General features: G+C 57.9%; 21 protein-coding genes and 1 pseudogene. 9 read left to right on the forward strand and 13 right to left on the reverse strand.

Annotated features, from left to right (window positions below; genetic code table 11):
* The first annotated feature begins 194 nt into the window (after nucleotides 1–194).
* Nucleotides 195–641: a hypothetical protein gene (locus HU811_RS02635; RefSeq protein ID WP_186653765.1), complete on the forward strand. Its 447-nt coding sequence runs from the start codon at nucleotides 195–197 to the stop codon at nucleotides 639–641.
* Between the two features lie 571 nt (nucleotides 642–1212).
* Here the strand turns inward: HU811_RS02635 and HU811_RS02640 are convergent.
* Nucleotides 1213–1389, reverse strand: a complete 177-nt coding sequence (locus HU811_RS02640) for a hypothetical protein (RefSeq protein ID WP_225248365.1) — start codon at nucleotides 1387–1389, stop codon at nucleotides 1213–1215.
* 181 nt (nucleotides 1390–1570) lie between these two features.
* Here HU811_RS02640 and HU811_RS02645 point away from each other — a divergent pair, with 181 nt between their 5' ends.
* Nucleotides 1571–2371: a hypothetical protein gene (locus HU811_RS02645; protein WP_225248366.1), complete on the forward strand. Its 801-nt coding sequence runs from the start codon at nucleotides 1571–1573 to the stop codon at nucleotides 2369–2371.
* 63 nt (nucleotides 2372–2434) lie between these two features.
* Here the strand turns inward: HU811_RS02645 and HU811_RS02650 are convergent.
* From HU811_RS02650 to HU811_RS02690, 9 genes and pseudogenes are all read right to left on the reverse strand, one after another.
* Nucleotides 2435–2629: pseudogene (locus HU811_RS02650) on the reverse strand (IS4 family transposase); the annotation flags it as partial.
* A 315-nt stretch (nucleotides 2630–2944) separates the two neighbouring features.
* Nucleotides 2945–4540, reverse strand: a complete 1596-nt coding sequence (locus tag HU811_RS02655; RefSeq protein ID WP_177193314.1) for a gamma-glutamyltransferase family protein — start codon at nucleotides 4538–4540, stop codon at nucleotides 2945–2947.
* Nucleotides 4541–4565: 25 nt separating this feature from the next.
* Nucleotides 4566–5438: an ABC transporter permease gene (locus tag HU811_RS02660; protein WP_092396176.1), complete on the reverse strand. Its 873-nt coding sequence runs from the start codon at nucleotides 5436–5438 to the stop codon at nucleotides 4566–4568.
* Complete coding sequence (locus HU811_RS02665; protein WP_186653766.1) at nucleotides 5435–6382, reverse strand: ABC transporter permease; 948 nt, start codon at nucleotides 6380–6382, stop codon at nucleotides 5435–5437. The genes HU811_RS02660 and HU811_RS02665 overlap by 4 nt, the downstream gene beginning before the upstream one ends.
* 34 nt (nucleotides 6383–6416) lie before the next feature.
* On the reverse strand, nucleotides 6417–7919 hold the full coding sequence (locus HU811_RS02670) for an ABC transporter substrate-binding protein (RefSeq protein ID WP_092454904.1): 1503 nt from the start codon (nucleotides 7917–7919) through the stop codon (nucleotides 6417–6419).
* Complete coding sequence (locus HU811_RS02675) at nucleotides 7916–9034, reverse strand: ABC transporter ATP-binding protein (protein ID WP_367616224.1); 1119 nt, start codon at nucleotides 9032–9034, stop codon at nucleotides 7916–7918. Before HU811_RS02675 ends, HU811_RS02670 begins: the two co-directional genes overlap by 4 nt.
* A complete protein-coding gene (locus HU811_RS02680; protein ID WP_186653767.1) occupies nucleotides 9031–10035 on the reverse strand; it encodes an ABC transporter ATP-binding protein in 1005 nt (334 codons plus the stop codon). Before HU811_RS02680 ends, HU811_RS02675 begins: the two co-directional genes overlap by 4 nt.
* Nucleotides 10032–10769, reverse strand: coding sequence for a FadR/GntR family transcriptional regulator (locus tag HU811_RS02685; RefSeq protein WP_092396186.1), 738 nt, complete (start codon nucleotides 10767–10769; stop codon nucleotides 10032–10034). Before HU811_RS02685 ends, HU811_RS02680 begins: the two co-directional genes overlap by 4 nt.
* A 505-nt stretch (nucleotides 10770–11274) precedes the next feature.
* Nucleotides 11275–12324 carry a LacI family DNA-binding transcriptional regulator gene (locus tag HU811_RS02690; protein ID WP_123413410.1) on the reverse strand — a complete coding sequence of 350 codons (1050 nt, stop codon included), beginning with the start codon at nucleotides 12322–12324 and terminating at the stop codon, nucleotides 11275–11277.
* Nucleotides 12325–12486: 162 nt separating this feature from the next.
* On the opposite strand from HU811_RS02690, the gene HU811_RS02695 reads away from it, so the two are divergent.
* Genes HU811_RS02695 through HU811_RS02710 form a run of 4 tightly spaced genes read left to right on the forward strand, consistent with a single transcriptional unit; the run spans nucleotide 12487 to nucleotide 16021 of the window.
* A complete protein-coding gene (locus tag HU811_RS02695; RefSeq protein ID WP_186653769.1) occupies nucleotides 12487–13575 on the forward strand; it encodes a fatty acid desaturase family protein in 1089 nt (362 codons plus the stop codon).
* 36 nt (nucleotides 13576–13611) lie between these two features.
* A complete protein-coding gene (locus HU811_RS02700; protein WP_186653771.1) occupies nucleotides 13612–13932 on the forward strand; it encodes a MocE family 2Fe-2S type ferredoxin in 321 nt (106 codons plus the stop codon).
* 9 nt (nucleotides 13933–13941) lie between these two features.
* Nucleotides 13942–15183, forward strand: coding sequence for an NAD(P)/FAD-dependent oxidoreductase (locus tag HU811_RS02705; RefSeq protein ID WP_186653772.1), 1242 nt, complete (start codon nucleotides 13942–13944; stop codon nucleotides 15181–15183).
* Nucleotide 15184: 1 nt separating this feature from the next.
* The gene (locus tag HU811_RS02710; RefSeq protein WP_186653773.1) at nucleotides 15185–16021 is read left to right on the forward strand and encodes a sugar phosphate isomerase/epimerase family protein; all 837 of its coding nucleotides are present in this window, start codon (nucleotides 15185–15187) and stop codon (nucleotides 16019–16021) included.
* 385 nt (nucleotides 16022–16406) lie between these two features.
* Here HU811_RS02710 and HU811_RS02715 read toward each other — a convergent pair whose 3' ends face one another.
* From HU811_RS02715 to HU811_RS02725, 3 genes are read right to left on the reverse strand one after another with little or no spacing between them, the layout of a single operon-like run.
* Nucleotides 16407–16709 (reverse strand): type II toxin-antitoxin system RelE/ParE family toxin, encoded by a 303-nt coding sequence (locus tag HU811_RS02715; RefSeq protein WP_186653775.1) that lies wholly within the window; start codon nucleotides 16707–16709, stop codon nucleotides 16407–16409.
* Nucleotides 16710–16711: 2 nt separating this feature from the next.
* The gene (locus tag HU811_RS02720; RefSeq protein ID WP_186653777.1) at nucleotides 16712–16945 is read right to left on the reverse strand and encodes a ribbon-helix-helix domain-containing protein; all 234 of its coding nucleotides are present in this window, start codon (nucleotides 16943–16945) and stop codon (nucleotides 16712–16714) included.
* Nucleotides 16946–16968: 23 nt separating this feature from the next.
* A complete protein-coding gene (locus HU811_RS02725) occupies nucleotides 16969–17682 on the reverse strand; it encodes a LuxR family transcriptional regulator (protein WP_186653779.1) in 714 nt (237 codons plus the stop codon).
* A 386-nt stretch (nucleotides 17683–18068) separates the two neighbouring features.
* Between HU811_RS02725 and HU811_RS02730 the strand changes: the two genes are divergently transcribed.
* Genes HU811_RS02730 through HU811_RS02740 form a run of 3 tightly spaced genes read left to right on the forward strand, consistent with a single transcriptional unit; the run spans nucleotide 18069 to nucleotide 20893 of the window.
* Complete coding sequence (locus HU811_RS02730) at nucleotides 18069–18653, forward strand: acyl-homoserine-lactone synthase (RefSeq protein WP_202883606.1); 585 nt, start codon at nucleotides 18069–18071, stop codon at nucleotides 18651–18653.
* Nucleotides 18654–18684: 31 nt separating this feature from the next.
* On the forward strand, nucleotides 18685–19731 hold the full coding sequence (locus HU811_RS02735; protein ID WP_186653781.1) for a GNAT family N-acetyltransferase: 1047 nt from the start codon (nucleotides 18685–18687) through the stop codon (nucleotides 19729–19731).
* Nucleotides 19732–19738: 7 nt separating this feature from the next.
* Nucleotides 19739–20893: an aminotransferase class I/II-fold pyridoxal phosphate-dependent enzyme gene (locus tag HU811_RS02740; protein WP_177193315.1), complete on the forward strand. Its 1155-nt coding sequence runs from the start codon at nucleotides 19739–19741 to the stop codon at nucleotides 20891–20893.
* The last annotated feature ends 7 nt before the right edge of the window (nucleotides 20894–20900 follow it).

Consider the following 20900-nt stretch of genomic DNA (forward strand, 5'->3'; position numbering starts at 1 on the left):
AAAAGCCACTCAGATGAGTGGCTTTTTTTTTGCCTGAAAAAATGAGTTAGCGTTTAAAAGCCTGCGCTAGATACTTGATCACTAGAGCGTTATAACAAACGACTAAAAACATACGGGTAGATCAGCATCACGCTCACCGTCGTGCGATTGAGTGTGCGAATAGGGGGCTGAATCACCTAAAACACCTTGCTTGCATGTTCATTCTGTCGACAAAAGGGAGCAAGGTTTTGAATTTTATATGGGCGATCGGCTTTTTATTGCTGGCGGGATGCACAAATACACCCGCAAATCTGATGTCTGATCCAGACGGTTACGATGGTTCGATCCAGGCGAACGTTACTGCTCAATCCGCTTACCGCAACATCCGTCAAGCAAGCAGAATCTGTTTGGAACACTCGCCCCTGGGGACCCCGGTCACCACAGAAGGCGAGTTCGATTCAGACCTCGGTAGTGGGCAGATCACCCAGCGTATGGTGGCCCAAAACGTGAGGCTCAGTTTGGCGATCATCAATATCGAGCCTACCCCTGAGGGTATCGCTGAGATAAAGCTATACACCCTCAAGGGCTGGAGCACGATTGGGGTCAAGGCGCCTACGTTGGACAAGCTTCGTTCATGGATCAAGGGCGACCAATCCTGCTAAACGTCGACTGTTATGACGAAGTGTTCGGCGCTTCTCGCGAAGGGCTTGGATGCATTGTGGTTTTTCTTGGATAAAAGCGCTCCTGGTGGTGTGCTCTTCCAACACAAGCAGCGTGACCGTCCATTCAGCTCTACGGGGCGGTGCTCCATCGCATCATAGCGCCCGATTGAGGTGTCCAAAATCATTAGGCCAGTTCATGTCACCTCCTCATTACGCTGATCAGGACCCGGGAGGAGGCGAGAGATATGGAGAGACCTAAAGAAAAGAGCGGGGACTATCGATTCGGAGGAAGGGTTAAGGCTCTCCCGCTCGACCGAGGCTAAGGCACCCCATACGACCGTCTTGCGAGCCTGCCTTGCTTCTGCCTATTAGAAATTTTTCTACTCGCAACGACAAAATCCGTACAAATTTCTCAAAGGGACGCGACTGATGGAAACTCTATGGCTCAACTCTGCGAGCGCTTGGACATGCGCCGGTTCACTGTAGCGGACAATGTTCAGGGGCTATTAGCAATGTCATGGAGACTCCCGGCCCACGCCGGTGTCCCAGGCTTGCCTTATCATCCATCAGATCAGACAGCTCGAGATTCGCCCCCCGCCAACACCACCAGCAAACTGCTGAAGGAGCCCAGGGTTTTTCGGGTGATGTAGCTGGCAGCGATCAGCAATGCCAGACCTACACAGATATGCAAAACATCCGTCGAGATGCCGGTAGCTGCAACGATCCCAAGCTTGAGTGATTGCAGCAATATCTCCACTTACGCTTGGGCTGTTGAGTTCACCATGAAGTAAGGCCAAAGCAGGGCCTAGCGGTGCGCTGTTTGCGCAGAACCTACCTGGCCTGCACCGGTCCTGTTTGTCCATTCATCGTGGAGCATTACAGTTTTTTTGAGTGCTGCCGACAATAACTGACTGGCCACGTATTCAGGAATGGCTGATAACAGGGAAGACATTATCTTGGTCGTTTTGATTAACTCAAATGCATTCTCTGGCTTGCAGGTTTCCAATGCGACGGCCAGCCAAAATGGATCACCGGCGAAAAGTCAGGTGACAACTGAAAACTCTGCTGGTGGCAGTCAGAAAGATACCAGTCGCCTTTCTTCACTCTCTCTGCAGTTGAGTGAGAGTGCCGCGCGTGCGGCGGCAAGGGATTCGAGTTTGAGCAGGAAAGAGCTTGGTGCTAAAGCGAATGAGCTTTTGAGCCAGATTTCCGGTGACGGTTATTTTGCCAACAAAAAAGCCAATGATGCTGAAGTGCCTGACACTCAGGACCCTGTGTTATTGGCTCGTGCGGCCAATGCAACGCAGTTTGTCAATGGCAGTGGTAAAAATCCATTTGCGGGTATGTCGAGCGATCAGCTCTCATTGATTATCTATGATGACAGTGGAAGTTTTACGACTAATGAACGCCGCGCGGCGTGGAAAGAGTCATTCGATCAGGAATCTGCTTGGCGGCAGAAGGTTGTTGCCAATGCGATGGCGGAATATAACGGAACCGGGAAACTGACGAAATTCTTTACTGCAGCCCTTGAACATTACAAGGATTTGCCCGCTATTGAGCAGGCACAATATCCTAATAGTTATGAGGCGAAGCTGCAGGGTTGGATAGCACTCGATTTCAACTACAAGACCCATACCGTTGAGGGTAAGGGCAGTCCTCAGGAGGTGATGGACAAGGTCTTGAATCTCGACAAGCAGCTGTTTGATGACGCTGGGGCAGATACGGCTTGAGTGCGGCACTCACCCAAGATTGAGCCTGTCCAAACAAAAAGCCCCGCATCGGCGTAAGGCTGGTCACTTAAGCGGAGCAGCCTTATGATCCGCCGGAAACCGGGTCTTTGAAAACTTCACCGTCTTTGGCCCCTAAGGCCTTGGACGGTGACCCAGAAATATCCCTCCAATCCTCGATCTTAACTCCGCCCATCGTCTGCCCGTCGTTGATGTCGGGTTCGCCGCTGCCATGACGATTAACTGAGCGGCGATGTACCTTGATACCTTCAAAAAACAAGTCCAGAATTAAGTCTTTTCCTGCTTGGGTAAGAAAAGAAACCCCTTAGATTTCAATGAGCCGGACACAGATACGAGTCTCGTTTCCCGGTCCAAGATTCAGAAAAAAGCCACTCAGATGAGTGGCTTTTTTTTGTGCCTTAGAAGGGTTAGCTGCAAGACCCAATGCAAGCTCGCCACAGTTCTGAGTCCCAGGCGAGAAAGCATGTTGGCAACAGCTTGCGGTGGGATGAGAGTTAGCGGTTTTAAGAGAATGATCCTACGCGCAACTAAGTTACGCGTAGGATCTTCGGACTTTCAGTACGCGGCTACCAGACCATCCTTCCGGGGATCAGTGCCACCCACATAACCATGAGTGGTGCGCTGGATAATCTGCGCGCCGCCAAAGGCGAATACGCCGTTAGGTTCTTCTACGTCTATGTCGTGGCCTTTGGCACGTAAGGCTTCGACCACCTGTGGGTCGAATGCACGTTCCACTGCGACTTTCAGGCCAGATTCGAGCCTCCAGCGCGGTGCGTTTGCGGCGGCTTGTGGGTTCTGTTTGTAGCGCAGGATGCGCATCATCATCTGCAAGTGACCCTGTGCCTGCATCGGGCCCCCCATCAGGCCGAAGGACATCAACGGCGTGCCGTCGGCGTTCATCACAAAGCCGGGGATGATGGTGTGGAACGGACGTTTGCGCGGTGTAACGTAGTTGACGTGCTGCGGATCCAAGGAGAAGGCCGCGCCACGGTTTTGCAGGCTGATGCCGGTGCCAGGCACCACGACACCTGAGCCGAAGCCCATATAATTGGACTGGATGAACGAGATCATCATGCCGCTTTCATCTGCCGCCGACAGGTAAACGGTGCCGCCCGGTTTAGGCGAACCATGCCCCGGATTGGCGGCCTTGTTGGTGACGAGACCGGCGCGCTCCATCAGGTAGGTTTTGTCCAGCAGATGCTCGGAAGGCACGCGCATGTGGTCGTTATCCGCCACGTGTTCGTTCAGGTCGGCAAGGGCCAGCTTCATGGCTTCCAACACTGGGTGTACGGTTTCCAGGCTGTCCACTGGATGCTCGCCGACGCCCAATGCTTCGAGCATAGTCAGGCCGGACAAGGTAGCGATGCCCTGGCCATTAGGTGGCAATTCATGAACCACGGCGCCGGCGTAGGGCACCGACAGGGTGTCGATCCAGTCCACAGTGTGGGTCGCCAGATCGTCGAGGCTCATGACGCTGCCATTGGCGTTGGCATGGGCGATGATGGCTTGGGCCAGTTCGCCGCGATAGAACGCTTCGCCTTTGGTTTGGGCGATCAGCTCCAGGGTGCGGGCGTGATCCTTGAGCCGGATTTTCTCCCCGGCCTGTGGTGCTTGGCCGTCGGGCAGGAAGCACTCGGCAAAACCCGGCTGATCCTTGAGCAGTTCAGCGCCGAGCTTCCACAGCTGGGCTATGATCGGGGTGACTTGGTAGCCATCCCGAGCATAGCCGATGGCCGGTTCAGCCAGGGTGGCGAAAGGCAGTTTTCCGTAACGCTCGGACAGCTCGACCCAGGCCGAAACCGCGCCCGGCACCGTCACCGCTGGCCAGCCGCGCTGGGGCATTTTGCTCTGCCCGGCGAAAAACTCAGGGGTCCAGGCTTGCGGTGCGCGACCGGAAGCATTCAGGCCCTGCAACTTGCTGCCGTCCCAGACGATAGCGAAAGCGTCGCTGCCGATCCCGCAACCGGTGGGCTCGACCACGGTCAGGACCATGGCGGCTGCGATGGCCGCGTCGACGGCGTTGCCGCCTTTGCGCAGCATGTCCAGCCCGGCCTGGGCGGCCAATGGCTGGGAGCAGGCGACCATGTTACTGCCCATCACTGGCGAGCGTGCCGAAGCGTAGGGTTGGCTGTAATCCAGATCATCAAACATTAGCGTTTCTCTTTGGCAGAAAAAGTTAGCCCTTGGGGTCCAGCGCATCACGCAAACCATCCCCCAGCAGGTTGAAACACAGGACCGTGATGTAGATCGCCACGCCAGGCGCAATCGACATCCAGGGTGCCTGCTCCATAAAGTTTTTCGCGGTGTTGAGCATCGATCCCCAGGAAGGCGAGGGCGGTTGCTGGCCCAGACCGAGGAACGACAGACTGGCTTCAGCCAGAATCGCCGAGGCGATGGTCAAGGTGGCTTGCACAACCAATGGCGACATCACGTTGGGCAGCACGTAGCGCAGGATGATCCAGCGATCCGGCAAGCCAATGGCACGAGCACCTTCCAGGTAATCTTCGTGTTTGATGGTCAGCACCTGACCACGGGTCAGTCGGGCAAAGATCGGCATGGCTGACAGGCCGATAGCAATCATTGCGTTGGTCAGGCTCGGGCCGAGGAAGGCGCCCAGCGCAATCGCCAATACCAGAAACGGGCAGGACAACAGCGCTTCCATGACACGGGATATCACCGCTTCGAGTTTGCCGCCGAAATAGCCGCCCAACAGGCCCAAAGGCACACCGATGGCCATGGCGATGACCACCGAAACACCACCGGCCAGCAACGAACTGCGTGCGCCCCAGAGCAGACGGGAAAACAGATCGCGACCCAGTTCGTCAGTGCCCATCCAGTAGATCAGCGATGGTGCCTTGCGGACCGCGAGAAAGTTGGCTTTCAGTGGGTCATGGGGCGCAATCCAGGGCGCCAGCAAGGCCGCCAGGATAAACAGCAGCAACACCGCCGCGCCGAGTACCGCGCCTTTGTTGGCGAGGAATTTCTTCACGAACGGCGAGCGGCTGCGGGGGGCGATCGCGCTATGAGGGAGGCTGAAAATAGCGGTCATGAAGCAGTCCTCAGACGCGGATTAATCATCCGGTACAGCACGTCGGCGAGCAGGTTCAGCAGCAGGAAGCCAATTGCGATGCACAGCACCACGCCTTGCACCACGGCGTAATCACGATTGAACACGGCGTCGACAATCATCTTGCCGAAGCCGGGGATGCTGAAGACTTGCTCGGTCAGCACTGCGCCGCCGAGCAGTTCACCAAACAGCAGGGTTGTCAGGGTCACAATAGGCATCAATGCATTGCGCAGGGCATGCTTGAGGATCACCGTGCGCGGGCGCAGGCCCTTGGCCCGAGCGGTGCGCACGTAGTCGGTGCGCAACACTTCAAGCATGGCGCTGCGGGTATGGCGCATGAGAATCCCCGACAACCCTGCACCGAGCACGAAGGCCGGCAGGATCAAGGTCTTCAGGTTTTGCCCGAAGTCCTCGCCCATGGGCACGAAACCCGAGGCCGGCAGCCATTGCAGTTTCACGGCGAAGACCATGATCAGCAGGATCCCCAGCCAGAAGTGCGGAATCGAGATCCCCGACAGCGCGATGACATTGGCCCCGTAATCCACGACGGTGCCTTTGCGTACGGACGAGATAATTCCAGTGGGAATGCCGATCAGCAGTGCGATCAACAAGGCCAGCACTGCCAGCTCCAGGGTCACCGGCAACTTGGACGCCAACAGTGTGGTCACCGGTTGTTCGGTGCGCAGCGAAGTACCGAAGTCGCCGGTCAGCACATTGCCGAACCAGTTCAGGTACTGCACGGGGATCGGGTCGTTGAGTCGATACTTGTCGCGCAGGTATTCCATCACCGCCGGATCGCGCTCTTCACCAGCCATGGCCAGTACCGGGTCGCCCGGCAACAGTTTCTGCAGGGTGAAGACGAAGAGCGAAACCAGGATCAGTGTCGGGATCGCACTAAGCAGGCGTCGCAGGATAAACATCAGCATACCGGCCCCTCGTTTTTGCGGCGATCATTCACAGTCATGGCTTGAACGCGACGTTGTTCAGACGAATCAGGCCATCCGGGTTTGGCACGAAACCAGTCACGTTGTTACGCATGGCCATGATTCGCGGATCGAAATACAGGTACGCGGTCGGCACTTCGTCAGCCAGCAAACGCAGGGCTTCGTTGTACAGGGCCTGGCGCTGGGCAACATCGTTGACAGTGCGGGCCTTGTTCAACAGCTCGTCGAGTTTGGCGTTGCAGTATTTGCCGTCGTTCTGGCCGCCCTTGCAGGTCACGAACTGGTGAATGTCGCCATCCGGATCAGGACGGCCCGACCAGGCGCTCATGCCGATCTGGAAGTTGCCGCTTTGCTGTTCGCTTAGCATGGTGGCGTATTCAGTGGCAATCAGATTGACCTTGAAACCCGCTTCTTCAGCCATGGCCTGAATGATCTGCCCGACCTGTTGTGCGATAGGGTTGTTGGCGACTTTCAGGTCCACTGCCAGTGGCAGCTTCACGCCTGCTTCGGCCAGCAAGGCCTTGCTCTTTTCCACATCGCGGGTCGGGATCGGCAGATCCTTGTCGTAGTACGGGCTGTTTTTCGGAAACGGCTGGGCGCTCGGCGCATACAGGCCCTCGAACACCACCTGGTTGATCGCATCACGGTCGATGGACAGCTCGAATGCCTTGCGCACGCGCTTGTCTTTGCCCATCGGCGAGTTGGCCTTTTCGCCGTTGTTAATGTTGAACATCAACTGCATGTAGCCAAGCCCTGGCGTGTTATAGATCGCCAGCTTGCTGTCCGCCTTGGCGGTTTTCACGTCGGTGGGAGCAACCCGTTCGATGATGTCCAGGTCGCCGGAACGCAGGTTGGCCAGACGCACCGAGGTGTCCGGAATCGGCAGGAAAATCACCTTGTCGAAGTGATAAGCCTGCTTGTTCCAGTAGTTGTCGAAGCGCTCCAGCACAATGCGGTCCTGCTGCACGCGCTGGACGAATTTGTAAGGGCCGGAGCACACCGGTTTGGAGGCGAACTCACCCTGGGCGGCCTTCGGCGCAAGCATCATTCCGGCGCGGTCCGAGAGTTGGGAGACCAGGGTGGCGTCCGCTTGCTTGAGTTTGATGGCAACGGTTTTGGCGTCGATCACTTCAACGCTGTCCACCGAGGCCAGCTCGCTCTTGCGCAGGGAGTCGGGCAGGGTGCGAGCGCGGTCCAGGTTGAACTTCACCGAGGCAGCATCGAACGCTTCGCCGTCGTGGTAAGTCACGCCTTCGCGCAGAGTCATGGTCAGGGTCTTGCCGCCTTCGCTCCAGTTCCAGGCAGTGGCCAGTTGTGGGGCGTAGGTCAGGTCCGGGTTCACATCCACCAGCTTGTCGCACAGTGCGGTATAGACCAGACGGCCCGAATAGGTACGCGAACGATGCGGGTCGAGCCCATCAGGATCGTCCTGAATGCCGATGCGCAGGGTGGATTCGGCAAAGGCGGCGTTGGCGGCCAGCAATAACAAGGTTCCTGTCATGACGCGTGCAATTTTCATGGCTGGCTCTCCACTGCAAGGGATTGATGGTTCTTGAACAGATTCAGGCGCTGGGTGTAGGCAGCGCTGGGTGTCGGCAAAATCAGGGTGCCTGCACCGGCATTGGCGATTTCACGCCAGAAGTGGCACGCCACCTGACGCTCGGCCTCGACGGTTTCCATCACCGGCACCACTTCTTTGCACAGCGCCCGGGCGTGCGGGCAGCGGGTATGGAAGCGGCAACCCGATGGCGGGCGACTCGGGCTCGGCATGTCGCCGCCCAGCAATGGGCGCGGCCGGCGCAGGTCCGGGTGGCTGACCGGCACGGCGGCCATAAGCGCCTGGGTGTAAGGGTGCAGAGGGGTTTCAAACAGGCCGTTGACCGGCGCCAGTTCGACGATTTCCCCCAGGTACATCACGGCTACCCGGTCGCTCATGTGGCGGATCACGGCCAGGCCGTGGGCGACAATCACCAGGGTCAGACCGAATTGATGCTTGAGGTCTTCCAGCAGGTTGACGACTTGCGCCTGCACCGAAACGTCCAGCGCGGACACGGGTTCGTCACCCAGAATCAAACGCGGGTCAGACGCCAGGGCCCTCGCAATGCCGATGCGCTGACGCTGGCCACCGGAGAACTCGTGAGGGTGGCGGCCGCCGTGCTCGGGCGCCAGGCCCACGGTGCGCAGCAACTCGGCGACTTTGGCCTGGCGGTCGCTGCGGCTGGCATCGCTGTGCAGCCAGATAGGCTCACCGACGATGGATTCCACAGTCATGCGCGGATTGAGCGAGGCAAACGGATCCTGAAAGATGATCTGCAAATCACGCCGCACCTGGCGCAGCTTTTCCGGGGTCAGATTGGCCAGGTTACGGCCTTCATAAATGACGTCGCCCGCCGTAGGTCTGAGCAGGTTGAGCAGCAGGCGGCCGAGGGTTGATTTGCCCGAGCCGGACTCGCCCACCAGCGCCAGGGTCTCCCCTTTGCGCACCGACAGATTGACCTGATTGACCGCTTGCACCGGTGGCTTCTTGCGCTGGAACAAGCCGCTTTCCACCCCGAAGTGTTTGCTCAGGTCGATGCTTTCGAGAATGATCTCAGGGCTTGCACGCTCAATTATTTGGCGTTCAGAAAGGCTCACGCGCTGGCTCCCGTATGCTGTTCCAGTGGCGCACGAATGCACGCGGCGAAATGTCCGGGGGAAAGCTCGAGCAGCGGCGGGCGCGCCTCGCGACATGCCTGAATCACAAAAGGGCAGCGCCCGGCGAATCGGCAGCCGGTGGGCATTTGCGCAGGCGTCGGGACGCGACCATTGATGGTTGCCAGACGACCTTCACGCGGGCCAATCGATGGCATCGAACCCATCAGGCCGATGGTGTACGGGTGCTGCGGGTCATCGAACAGGGTTTTTACCGAGCCGCTTTCCACCACTCGCCCGGCGTACATCACCATCACGTCGTCAGCGACTTCGGCGACCACGCCCAGATCATGGGTGATCAGGATCATGGCCGTGCCGGTTTCAGCCTGCAGATTGGCGATCAGCGACAGGATCTGCGCCTGAATGGTTACGTCCAGAGCGGTGGTGGGTTCGTCGGCAATGATCAGCGCCGGATCGTTGGCCAGGGCCATGGCAATCATTGCCCGCTGCCGCATGCCGCCGGACAGTTCATGGGGGTAGGCGTCCAGGCGTTGCGCGGCGTCAGGCACGCGGACCTTTTCGAGCATTTGCAGGGCGCGCTGACGGGCGTCCTTGGCCGACAGACCCTGATGGCGGATCACGCTTTCGGCGATCTGCTCGCCAATGGTGAAGACCGGGTTCAAGGAGGTCATGGGCTCCTGGAAAATCATCGCCATGCGGTTGCCGCGCACATCCAGCAAGCGCTCGTCGGGCATGCCCAGCAAGGCTTCATCGAGCAGGGCGGACGTACGGGCGGCGATCTTGGCGGTGTCGGGCAGCAAGCCCATCAGCGCCATGGACGTAACGCTTTTACCACATCCGGACTCTCCGACGATGGCAAGGGTCTTGCCGCGCTGGACCGAGAACGAGACGCCGTCCACGACATTGGCGGGTGCGCCTGCAAAGCACACGGTCAAGTTGCTGACACTCAATACCGTGTCGGTGGCCTGAGTTGTGGTGCTCATAAACTTGCCTCCAGATCTTGATTGATGACGTTGTCCAGCGCCTGTTGCAGCGCGCGCAAATGGCCACGCATGGCCGTGGCGGCCTTGATCGGATCACGGTTTTCGATAGCGTCGACAATGTCGTTGTGGTCGTGGCTGTAGGTGTCGAGGCGGTCGGCGTTGCGAGCCCGTTGACGCAGGTCACGCCAGACCGGGTCGAGCCGGATCGCATCGAGCATTTCAAAGATATCCAGCATCAGGCGGTTACCTGCGGCCTCGGCGATCCCGCGATGCAGGGCGCTGTCCCACAGCTCAATGCCCTCGGCATCGGCAGGCTCGGCGGCCTGTTGGTGTCTGGTGCGTTCGGCGAGGCGGCGCAAAATTGCTATCTGGTCGCCGTTGGCTCGAACCGCCGCCAGGGACGCCAGTGCCGGCTCCAGATGCAGGCGCGCTTCCATAACCTCGCTGAAGTTAGTCCGCCCGGACAACCGGGCAAAGCTCATGGCCGCACTGGGTGGAGTAGGGCCGACGAAGGTTCCTTTGCCCTGACGCCGCCAGATCTGCCCTTCGGCTTCCAGCACCGACAGCGCTCGCCGGATGGCCCGGCGACTGAGGCCAAAATCGGCGGCCAGGTCTCGCTCGGTCGGCAATGGCCGGTGCGGGAAGGCCGCATGTTGCGCGACCATCTGCCGCAAGGCATCCAGCGCTAGTTTCGAAGTGTTGTCGATGGGTGTATCAGGGTCGAACCTTTGCATCGTGGTGCTCGCGCCAGAGTATAAAAAAAGGCTCCGAGCTGACTGTAGGCAGGAGATCGAGGCAAAAGGGTAAGTGCAAGCGCGATGCCAATTGAAATTGGTTCACCTCAGGATTAGCGCTATGTGCTTAGCCATTACTCAGGAGCGGCGGCGGCGGGGGCCAATAAGTCAGGGTTCGTCGGGTTGGTTCAGGGGATTAAAGAGGATTGGTTCGCGGATAATTGGACCAATTTCCGCTGCTTATGCAGATTGTGCATCGATTCGTGCGTAGTGCGCCGGGGTGGTGCTTGGTATTGATCTGGGAAATTTTGTATTCGGGCATAACATGCTGAAGAGGTGCATGTATGCCAACCAAAACTCGTAAATACGACCTGCACTATCGGGACCTTGAAGGCGATATCGAGGCTGAGGTCGTGATCATCGGGGGGGCTGTATCAACACGTTGCTGGACCTGCCCGAGTACAATGAGCGTGCCTGCAACCATTAAGGTTGTGCCGCCAGCCCATCAGCTTTGGGAATTCTCCGATGTCACAATCTGCAGCGGAATATGCACCCGGTGACGCACAGGATCGAACTGCTCCGCAGTCTGCAATTCCACCAGTAGATCCACCAGCGCCGTTGCAGTCTGGCGCGGCTGAGAGTCGATCACCACGTCGACCAAACCCTGGGCCAGGGCTTGGCGTGACAGCTCGGTGGACTCCTGCAAAATGCAGCACAGCGTCGGGCGCTTGGGCAGTTGCGCCAACGCGTTGATAATCCCGTCGCCACCGCCGCCTACCACGCATAGCCCGCGCAAATCGTCATGCCGGACCAGCAGGTCGAGGGTTGCTTCTTCGGTAATGTCGCAGTTGTCCAGATTGATCAGCGGCTCCAGCGGGCGCAGCCCAGGTGCGTGTTCGGCCAAGTAACTGTGCAAGCCTTCGACCCGCGCCTGGTGGCCAAGAAAGCGATGACCTCCGAGCAGAATGCCGATGCTGCCTTTGCGCGCGCCACAGGTGCGGGCCAGCAGCCACCCCATCGTGCGCCCGACTACCTGATTGTCTTGGCCGACATAGGGCTCGGTCGCCGCCTCATGAATGCCCGACAGCAGTGCCACCACGGGCACGCCGGCCTCGCGAATCTGGGCAAGGGCGGCGTTGATCTGCGGGTGAGCGAAGCTGACCACCGCCAGGCCGTCGCACTGCACCGCCAACTGTTCGATCTGGGCGATGATGGCGCTGGGGGTGCGATCAAAAACGTATTCGAATTGGCAGGTCAGGTTGGCCCCGACCTGGCGTTGCGCGGCCTCGGTGATGGCTTGGGCCAGGTTGGCGTAGAACGCCTGGGCGGTGCCCAGCAGCAGGATGCCGAAACGGTACGTGGGGCGACGTTCGAGAATGCGTTGGCCGATCAGCCGGGCGGCAAAATAGCCCACGGCTTCTGCGGCCTGAAGCACCTGTTCGGCAGTGGCTGGATTAACCGGGGCGCGAGCGTTGAGCACGCGGTCGACGGTGGCGACACTTAAGCCTGCGTGTTTGGCGACCGTGGCGATGGTGGGGCGTTTATTGTTATTCATGATGAACCTTCAAAGCGTCTTGATAGAAAACTATCAAGCCCTGCAGGAGCTGGATGATAGCTTGATAGGGAATGTATTCAAGCCCTTGAGGGGGTCTTCCACGCTCTCTATATTTTCTTACGCAAAGCACCTGACATCTCACGCTTGCGGAGAACAATAACAATGTCTCAAGACAACACCGCCTCTACTCGGGACTATCGCCTGACCGGCCCTGAGGCCGCCCGCGCGGCTGAAAGAGGCCTTGTATCGGCCAGTTGGTACCAGTCGCCCATCTCCCGTCAACGTATGAAGCAACTGATGCAGCGCCGCGACGGCCCGGCCTTGCTCGACACCGCCATCTGGCTGCTGGCCCTGCTGATCACCGGCTTCGGCGGCTACTGGTTCTGGGGCACTTGGGCTTGTGTGCCGTTTTTCCTTGCGTATGGGGTTTTGTACGCCACCGCCTCCAACCCGCGCTGGCATGAAACCGGTCACGGCACCGCCTTCAAGACCCGCTGGATGAATGATGCGCTCTACCAGGTGGCGAGCTTCATGTGCATGTTCGAGCCCCATGTGTGGCGCTGGAGCCATGCCCGGCACCATACCGACACCATCGTCGTCGGCCGCGATCCGGAAATCGTCGAACCGCGTCCACCGAGCTTGTTCATGATGCTGCTGAGCCTGTTCCAGATCCCATTGCTGCTGAAGACGATGGGAGGCGTGTGCCGGCACGCGGTTGGCAAAATGGATGCCCAGGAACAGACGTTCATCCCTGAGTCCGAATGGTCCAAGGTGTTCCTGGCGGCCCGTATCTGGCTCGTGATTTATGCCGTTGTCTTTGGCGCGGCGCTTTACCTGCACAGCTGGTTGCCACTGATGTATATCGGCCTGCCCATCCTGTATGGCGGCTGGTTGTCCTACCTGTTTGGCCTCACCCAACATGTAGGCTTGGCGGAAGATGTGCTGGACCACCGTAGCAACTGCCGCACCATCTATATGAACCGGGTACTGCGCTTTCTGTACATGAACATGAATTATCACCTTGAGCACCACATGTACCCGATGGTGCCGTACCACGCCCTGGCGCAACTCCATGAAGAGATCCGCCACGACTGCCCGCCGCCTTACGCCAACATAGGTGAGGCCTTCAAGGAAATCATTCCGACCCTTTTGAAGCAGCGCAAGGACCCGTCGTATTTCGTGCGACGCCCCGTCGGTAGCTCAAGGCCTGCCACCGACGCTCATCCACAGGCTGAAGCCACCCTGAGCTGACACCTTCCGGCTGTATCCCGAACAAGAGAAAACGCCATGAACGATCAATGGATCGATGTATGCGCCGTGGGCGAAATCAATGAAGAAGACGTCATTCGCTTCGACCACGGTCCGTACACCTATGCCATCTACCGCTCTGCTGACAACGAGTTTTTTGCCACTGCTGGCCTGTGTACTCACGAGTCGATCCACCTGGCTGACGGCCTGGTGATGGACCACGTCATCGAGTGCCCCAAGCACAACGGGCGCTTTGACTATCGCACCGGCAAAGCCTTGGGAGCGCCAGTGTGCGTCAATCTCAAGACCTATCCGGTACGGGTCGACGCGGGGCGGGTTCTGCTCGCCATTTCGGTTTGACCACCAGGAGTGCACGCCATGAATGCTCCACTGATTATCGTTGGCGCCGGCCATGCCGGTGGCCGCGCGGCGCTGACCTTGCGCGAGCAGGGTTATACCGGTCGGCTGATCCTGATCGGCGATGAACTCCATTTGCCGTACGAGCGTCCTCCGCTGTCCAAGGGCTTGCTGCAGGGCACGATGGACCTGGACGATTGCAGCCTGTGGAGCGATAGCCGGCTCACTGAGCTGAACATCGAACACCTGGCGGGCAAGCCGGTAAAAAGCCTGGATCCGCAGCACCACCGCCTGCAATTGACCGACGGACTTTGGTTGCCCTACAGCCGATTACTGTTGGCGACCGGGGGCAGAGCGCGTCGCTTGTCCCTGGTGCCTGAACCTTTGGCCAACGTGCTTTACCTGCGCACCCATGACGAAGCCCTGGCCCTGCGCAGCGCATTGATGCCCGGCACGCGCCTGGTGATCATCGGCGGTGGCTTTATCGGCCTCGAAGTCGCGGCAACGGCCCGGACCTTAGGCTGTCAGGTGACGTTGCTGGAAGCCGGGCCACGACTGGCCGGGCGAGTATTGCCAGAAGCTGTGTCCCAGGCCTTGTTGGAATTGCATCGGCAACAGGGCGTTGACGTGCGGCTGAACGTAGCGCTTGAAATGGTACAAGGCATCGAACGCGCTGAGGCGGTGCAACTGGTGGACGGCCAGGTGCTGCCCTGTGACTGGGTGGTGGTCGGTATCGGCATGCAACCCAACATCGAATTGGCCGCGGCGGCGGGGCTTGAGGTGGGCCAGGGAATTCGAGTCGATGCCCAGTTGCGCACCAGCGCGCCAGACATCTTTGCCGCCGGCGATGTGTGTGAGTTTCGCCTGCACGCCGACGCGTTATTCCAGCGCCAGGAGACCTGGCGCAATGCCGAGACCCAGGGCCGTCACGCGGCATTGAATCTGTTAGGCGGCGAGTTGCCATTCGAGGGGGTTCCCGGCTTCTGGTCTGATCAGTACGACTGGGGCTTGCAGACGGTGGGCGTGATTTCATCGACGCCACCTTCGGCCGTTCGCACCCTGGCAGACGGTGGTCTGCTGCTGTTCTACCTGGATACCGACCAGCGTTTGCAAGGCGCCTGCGGTTGGGGGCAGGGCAACAGCGTTGCCAAGGACATCAAGTTGTGTGAACGGCTGATTGCCAACTTGACCCCGCTCTCTGTGGACGCATTGGCCGACGCCGATGTGCCTCTCAAACATCTACTAAGGCTCTGACATGCGTGAGTTCCTGGTATTTCAGTCCCTGTGGGCCATGCAAGATCACCGTGGTCAATGCGATCTTTCCCTGGAGGCGCAGGTGGAGAAGATTGCCGCTGCTGGCTTCGATGGGATCACCGACCATTTCTGGATCGCGCCACAGGCCGAACGTCTGCATGCCGCTGCCAAGGCGCAAGGCCTGCAAATCGAAGGTCAACTGTTTCCCCGCACCGTGAATGACTTGGCGCAAGCACTTGAGGTTGCCTCCCGTTACGGCTGCCACCACCTCACGCTGCAAGCCGACGTCCGGCCGCGCACGCTGGCACAAGCGATCACTCTGATCGAAGGCTGGCAGCGTCTGGCCGAGCAGGTGGACTTTCCGATCCTGCTGGAAACCCACCGCTATCGTCTCACCAGTGACCTGTTGTTCACCCTCGACTTGCTCGTGCAGATGCCCGACCTCAAGTTGTTGGCTGACTTGTCCCATTACGTCGTGGGCCGCGAATTGCCTGAGTCAGCCGCAGCCGAAGACGACGAACAGATTCACACCATCCTACGACACAGTTGGGGTTTTCACGGGCGAGTCGCTAATAGTGAGCAGGTCCAGGTGTCCTTGACCTTTGCCCAGCATCGCCCCTGGTTGGACCGGTTTCTAGGCTGGTGGCGTTACGGAATCAAGGATTGGCTGGCGCGACCGAACACACCCGCGAGCCTGTCCTTCACCTGCGAGCTTGGCCCGCCACCTTATGCGATCACGGGGAGTGATGGGCGCGATATAACGGATCGCTGGGGCGAGGCGTTGATGCTGAAGGAACTGATGCGTGGTGTTTGGGATGAATGTCAGGCGGGGCGCTGATCTTAGGCAGGATTGGTGGTGATGGTCTGTATCAGTGGATAAAACGGGTGAGGTCCAGATTGGAATACCGCTGTTGCGGTGTATCAATTGTCATGCTTATCTCAATTGTATTGCGTTTTTGCCCGGGCAGGGATCACAGATACCTTTTATTGGCGAGTTACAGAACAGTAACGATAGCGGCCTTATGGCTTTCTCGGGTTGGTCAATGTTGACTCTGACTTGGAACGCAGCGCTGAGTCACACGTTGAGACTGATGCGGTGTACATACGGCCCAGCGTCCGACATACCAGCCTGAAGAGCCGCCCGTGGTCCCCGATATCTGTTGGTAGTGAGCTGACTGGTGGGAGAGGTAGGTTGAGACGTTTTTCTGGTGGGGCATCTCCCTCTAATTCTGTGCGGTTGAGCTCGATAGCTTGATGATTGCTGGTTCTACTGAATGTGGGACCGTTCCATGGGTTTGTTTGGCCTGCTGGCGTGAATAGATGAGGTGATAGCTGAGAAGGCCCGGTGCAAGCTCTTCGCGGTCGTGGCTGCCAATGCGATAGGGCGTGTCGGCGATAGCTTGTAATACGCAGAGGATCAGCGTCTGGTAGCGCTGGCGTGCTTGATCACCGAACTGCGTTTGCGAGAGCCTGAGGATGTCGACAATGTCGGCGCGCGCCGCGTTGGAAATCCGATATTGCGGCATGCTCAGTGTTTCTCACGCGCGGGGAGGGTGGCCTCCTGGCTCAATCCCTCAAGGAAATGCTCCAGATTCCCTTCGTTCAACTGAGTAAAGCGCCCGTGCTCAAGATCCATGATTCCGATCGAGGTCGCCTGACGCAGGGCCTCAATTTTAGCGGTGTCTTCGGCGACGCGCTGTTCCAATAGTCGCAAACCTTCGCGCATCACTTCGCTGGCATTCTGATAACGGCCGGACTGCATTCGAGCTTCAGAACATTTGCGTCTCAGGACAACAAACCAGATAACGACGCCTTGACCGCCGCTTCAGTCTTGTTCGACGCCCGCAACTTGCGCATCGCATTCACCAGATGGAACTTCACCGTTCGTATGTCGATGTTCAGGATGATCCCGATTTCGACATAGGTTTTTCCCGATGCCGTCCACCTGAGGATTTCCTTCTCCCGGGCGGTCAGTGGCTTGTAAGTATCGATCATGGTTTTTGCGGAGAAAAACTGCGCCATGGCCTCATGTACCAGATGAGTCAGCCAAATCAGCTTGGTCTCTTTGCTTTCCATTTCCTGCATTGAAATGCGTTCGCTTGAGCGGGAGACGGAGAGCAGGCCGATCGAGTTATGTTCGCGCCGCGAAGAAAGGCACCAGCCATGGTTGAGGTTGTAATACTGCGCTTCTTCCCAGAACTCGCGTCCCGGATTTTGCTGTTGCGCAGACCAGCGCAATGGAATCGAACGGGTCAGTCCATGTTCAACGGTGGGGTCTTGGGAGAAATAATCGCCGGCAATGTACTTTTTTTCCCAGGCGTCCGGGTAATTTGAAAGCAGAAAATATTGCGCCGGAGCTAACGGCGAACTAAGTCTTAACCCATAAGAGCAAAACTCGAAGCCTAAGTCTGTTGTAAGTTTGACGAGCTCGTTAAATAGCTCGTTTTCGTAAGTACAGTCAGCCACAAGCGCTATAAAGTCTTCACGCCAATCAATCACCAATATTACCTTCCGTGGTCAGCGCTCTTTCGTGACAAGAGCGGGGCTCATCATACAGGATTGAAACGCTGCCGGGAGAGGTAGCGGCCTTCCGCTGGCAATTCTTCAGCCGATAGGCCAGCAGCCCGACGCTTCCAAGCATTAGGCATCGCCAATGCGTCTAGACAGAGTAATAGCGGTCAGAGCTAATGGCGCACTTTTTAGTACGAAAGTGCTAGAAGAGCTGGCAAGAGACGGCATTATTATTTTGTCGTAGATACAATTCTGTATTTTCAAGAAGTACCTTTTGGCGACTCGCTGATTTACCTGACCTGCCCATTCGGGCAGCTACCCACAAAGAGCCCGGTTTGTTGTACTGGCGGAATAACTTTCGTCAGGAGGTAGTTATGCTGACCGCGGTAACAGGGACTGTTAGCGATCTTTTGCCAGGAATGGAAACTGCGCTGGCTAAATATAGATATCAGGTATTCGTTAAAGAGTTAGGCTGGCCTTTGCCTTGTGAACAAGGAATTGAATTAGACGCCTTTGATCGTTCCGACACAGTGTATGTCCTGGCCTGTGATGATAATCAGGAGATTTTCGGTTGTGCTCGATTGATTCCCACGCATCGGCCTTATCTGCTGGGGGATGTTTTCCCGTATTTGATGGGAAGCAATCCGCTGCCGTCGTCGCCGCAGATATGGGAACTTTCCCGGTTCGCCATCAGCAAGCCGAAAGGGCAAGTACTGACGGCTGAGCAAGCTTGGCGGAATACAGTGAAATTGGTCAAGGAAGTCATCGACGTCGCACGTTCGAAAGGCGCGTTTCGGCTGATTGCCTTTACAGCCGTGGGCAACGAGCGTCTGTTGAAGCGAATGGGCGTGAACACCCGTAGGATTTCGGCGCCACAGCTTATCGACAATAAAAGTGTCGTGCCTTTCTGGATCGAAATCGACGACGAAACCACCAGCGCTTTGTCTCTGGCCGCCTAGTCATCATAGCGAATCATAGTTGGAATAATCGATGAGTAGAGTCTCGGGCTTGGCGGCGTGCGACTGGGATGCCCTGGTACGGCTGGATGAACGTATTTCGGCCGTGGGGCGCTCCCGGCAACAACTTGAGCAGCGGGTCACCACGGCCTGCACCTACTCTGCGACCGAGCACAATGTGCCGGTGGCGTGGAGGGATGAAGAGGGCGAGGTCGTCGCGTTCTGCATCGTGCATTTCGATCAGCAGGATACGGTCAATGGCGTGGGCAATGCGTATTTCTCCACGCTGATGGCCTTGCCGGTGGCGAGCATGCTGAAACAGCTGTTGTGCAGCTGTGTCGAGTACATAAACAACACGGGGTTGTTGCCCAGACAGGTGACGGAGCTGGTGGGCCCTCTCCACAGCTCGTTCCTGGTTGAGCGCGGTTTGCGCACATTCGAGTCGGACTTCAATGTGTTTTCGTTGCCGTCCAACAGCCCTGAGCTAACCGACGCCTTTATCGAGGCCGGCTGCGAAAAGGCAAAGGACCTGATTGAGATTGTGTTCCAGCCCCCAGCCGAGGGCTACCAGCAGCACGACCTGGAAGAAAAACTGACCCGCCGCTTGACGGGTATTCAGTTCCATCGTTATGGCCAGGACGAGTTGGTTGCCAAGAGTCAAGCGCTGGCTGACTGCTACAACCGCGCCTGGCAACGGAACTGGGGTTTCAGTCCTTCTTCCGCCGAGCAGTTTGAAGTGGCGGCTCGCAACATCAAGGACATGTCGGCACTGATTGCCGAACAGGACGGCGAAATCCTTGGCTTCACCATGTTTGCTCCGGCGATGAACGAGCAGGGGTTGTATGGCCGCGCGTTCTTTACCGGGGTGGCACCGGAATATCAGAAAAAAGGCCTGTCGGTTGTGCTGACATTGAAATTGTCCGCCATCGCCTTGCAGCAGATAGGCCGCAGCAAAATCAGTTTGTCCTGGATGCTCGAGGATAACGTCATGGTGCTTCGAACGATGCGCCACCTCACCCGCGATGGCATATGCACCGAAAGGGCCTATCGCATTTTCAGATACACCGCATCGGTTGAGTGAGAGTTTTATGCGTATTGATGATGTCGCGTTCAAATCGAAAGAGTTGGGTTTCTACACGTACTTCCCTCAAGTGCGCTCGGCGTGCGGCCGGGACATGACGCTGCTGGACGGCCGGACGATGCTGAATTTTGCATCGTGCGACTATCTGGGGCTTTCCAATCACCCACGCATGAAAGAGTCGGCCATTTCCGCCATCCAGAAGTACGGCTCGAACATTGGCGGACCAATGATTTTCAGTGGCTTCACCGAGTACCACGAGCGTTTGCAGCAGCGCTACAGCGAGCTGTACACCGGGCGTACCGCGTTGATGTTCACCACCTCTTACCAGGCGAACTTCGGCGTTATTCCGTTGGTGGCTGAACGCGCCGACTTGATCCTGCTTGACAAGCTGTCCCACGTTTCCATCTGGGACGGGGTGAAGTTATCGGGCAGCCCCTTCAGGGCCTACAGTCATGCCAACGTCGAAATGTTGGAGCAATTGGTCCTGCTGAACCTGGACAAGAAAATCCTGATCGTGACCGACGGGGTGTTCTCGGCGGACGGCGATGTCGCCGATCTCGAGAAGATCACCCGCTTGAAGCAGCTCCATCCGGCGCTGGAAATCTACATCGACGACGCGCACGGCGTTGGCATGCTGGGCAACAGCGGCCAAGGGGCCTGCGAAGCGGCCGGGGTGCTCTCGGACATCGACTACATTGTCGGCACCATGAGCAAGGCGTTCGGCTCATCGGGCGGCTTCGTGGTGTTCAAAGACGAGGTGTTCGCGGAAGAAGTCAGGTTCCGATGCCCGACCTACAATGCTTCGCGCTCGGTTTCGCCAGGCGTTGCCTCGGCGTCCTGCACCGCGTTGGAGATCAATGCCACGGAAGGAAGCATGCGCCGGGCCGGGCTCGCTGAACTCACTCGCTACACCCATGAGCAAATCGACGCGCTCGGGGTCGACAAGCTTTATTCGAAAACAGCGGTGATTCCGGTGGTGTTCAAGGACCCGATGGAAGCTGCACGGGTCAACGCCGGGTTGGTTGAGAAAGGGATCATGGGGTCGTTGTTTGTGCCGCCGTTCGTGCCGAAACACCAGTCCAGGATCAGGTTGTGCCTGACTTACAACCACACCCAGAGCGATGTGGACTATTGCATCGATGCGCTGCGCCAGATCATTTGAACGGACG

Origin of the sequence: Pseudomonas tehranensis (assembly GCF_014268615.1) — a bacterium.
Classification (GTDB): Bacteria; Pseudomonadota; Gammaproteobacteria; order Pseudomonadales; family Pseudomonadaceae; genus Aquipseudomonas; species Aquipseudomonas tehranensis.

Coding starts and splice junctions, on each gene's coding strand:
- HU811_RS02655 (WP_177193314.1), bottom strand. CDS start 4,540: ATGTTTGATGATCTGGATTACAGCCAACCCTACGCTTCGGCACGCTCG.
- HU811_RS02735 (WP_186653781.1), top strand. CDS start 18,685: ATGAGTAGAGTCTCGGGCTTGGCGGCGTGCGACTGGGATGCCCTGGTA.
- HU811_RS02670 (WP_092454904.1), bottom strand. CDS start 7,919: ATGAAAATTGCACGCGTCATGACAGGAACCTTGTTATTGCTGGCCGCC.
- HU811_RS02685 (WP_092396186.1), bottom strand. CDS start 10,769: ATGCAAAGGTTCGACCCTGATACACCCATCGACAACACTTCGAAACTA.
- HU811_RS02660 (WP_092396176.1), bottom strand. CDS start 5,438: ATGACCGCTATTTTCAGCCTCCCTCATAGCGCGATCGCCCCCCGCAGC.
- HU811_RS02680 (WP_186653767.1), bottom strand. CDS start 10,035: ATGAGCACCACAACTCAGGCCACCGACACGGTATTGAGTGTCAGCAAC.
- HU811_RS02715 (WP_186653775.1), bottom strand. CDS start 16,709: ATGCCGCAATATCGGATTTCCAACGCGGCGCGCGCCGACATTGTCGAC.
- HU811_RS02665 (WP_186653766.1), bottom strand. CDS start 6,382: ATGCTGATGTTTATCCTGCGACGCCTGCTTAGTGCGATCCCGACACTG.
- HU811_RS02710 (WP_186653773.1), top strand. CDS start 15,185: ATGCGTGAGTTCCTGGTATTTCAGTCCCTGTGGGCCATGCAAGATCAC.
- HU811_RS02720 (WP_186653777.1), bottom strand. CDS start 16,945: ATGCAGTCCGGCCGTTATCAGAATGCCAGCGAAGTGATGCGCGAAGGT.
- HU811_RS02700 (WP_186653771.1), top strand. CDS start 13,612: ATGAACGATCAATGGATCGATGTATGCGCCGTGGGCGAAATCAATGAA.
- HU811_RS02740 (WP_177193315.1), top strand. CDS start 19,739: ATGCGTATTGATGATGTCGCGTTCAAATCGAAAGAGTTGGGTTTCTAC.
- HU811_RS02730 (WP_202883606.1), top strand. CDS start 18,069: ATGCTGACCGCGGTAACAGGGACTGTTAGCGATCTTTTGCCAGGAATG.
- HU811_RS02635 (WP_186653765.1), top strand. CDS start 195: ATGTTCATTCTGTCGACAAAAGGGAGCAAGGTTTTGAATTTTATATGG.
- HU811_RS02695 (WP_186653769.1), top strand. CDS start 12,487: ATGTCTCAAGACAACACCGCCTCTACTCGGGACTATCGCCTGACCGGC.
- HU811_RS02645 (WP_225248366.1), top strand. CDS start 1,571: ATGGCTGATAACAGGGAAGACATTATCTTGGTCGTTTTGATTAACTCA.
- HU811_RS02690 (WP_123413410.1), bottom strand. CDS start 12,324: ATGAATAACAATAAACGCCCCACCATCGCCACGGTCGCCAAACACGCA.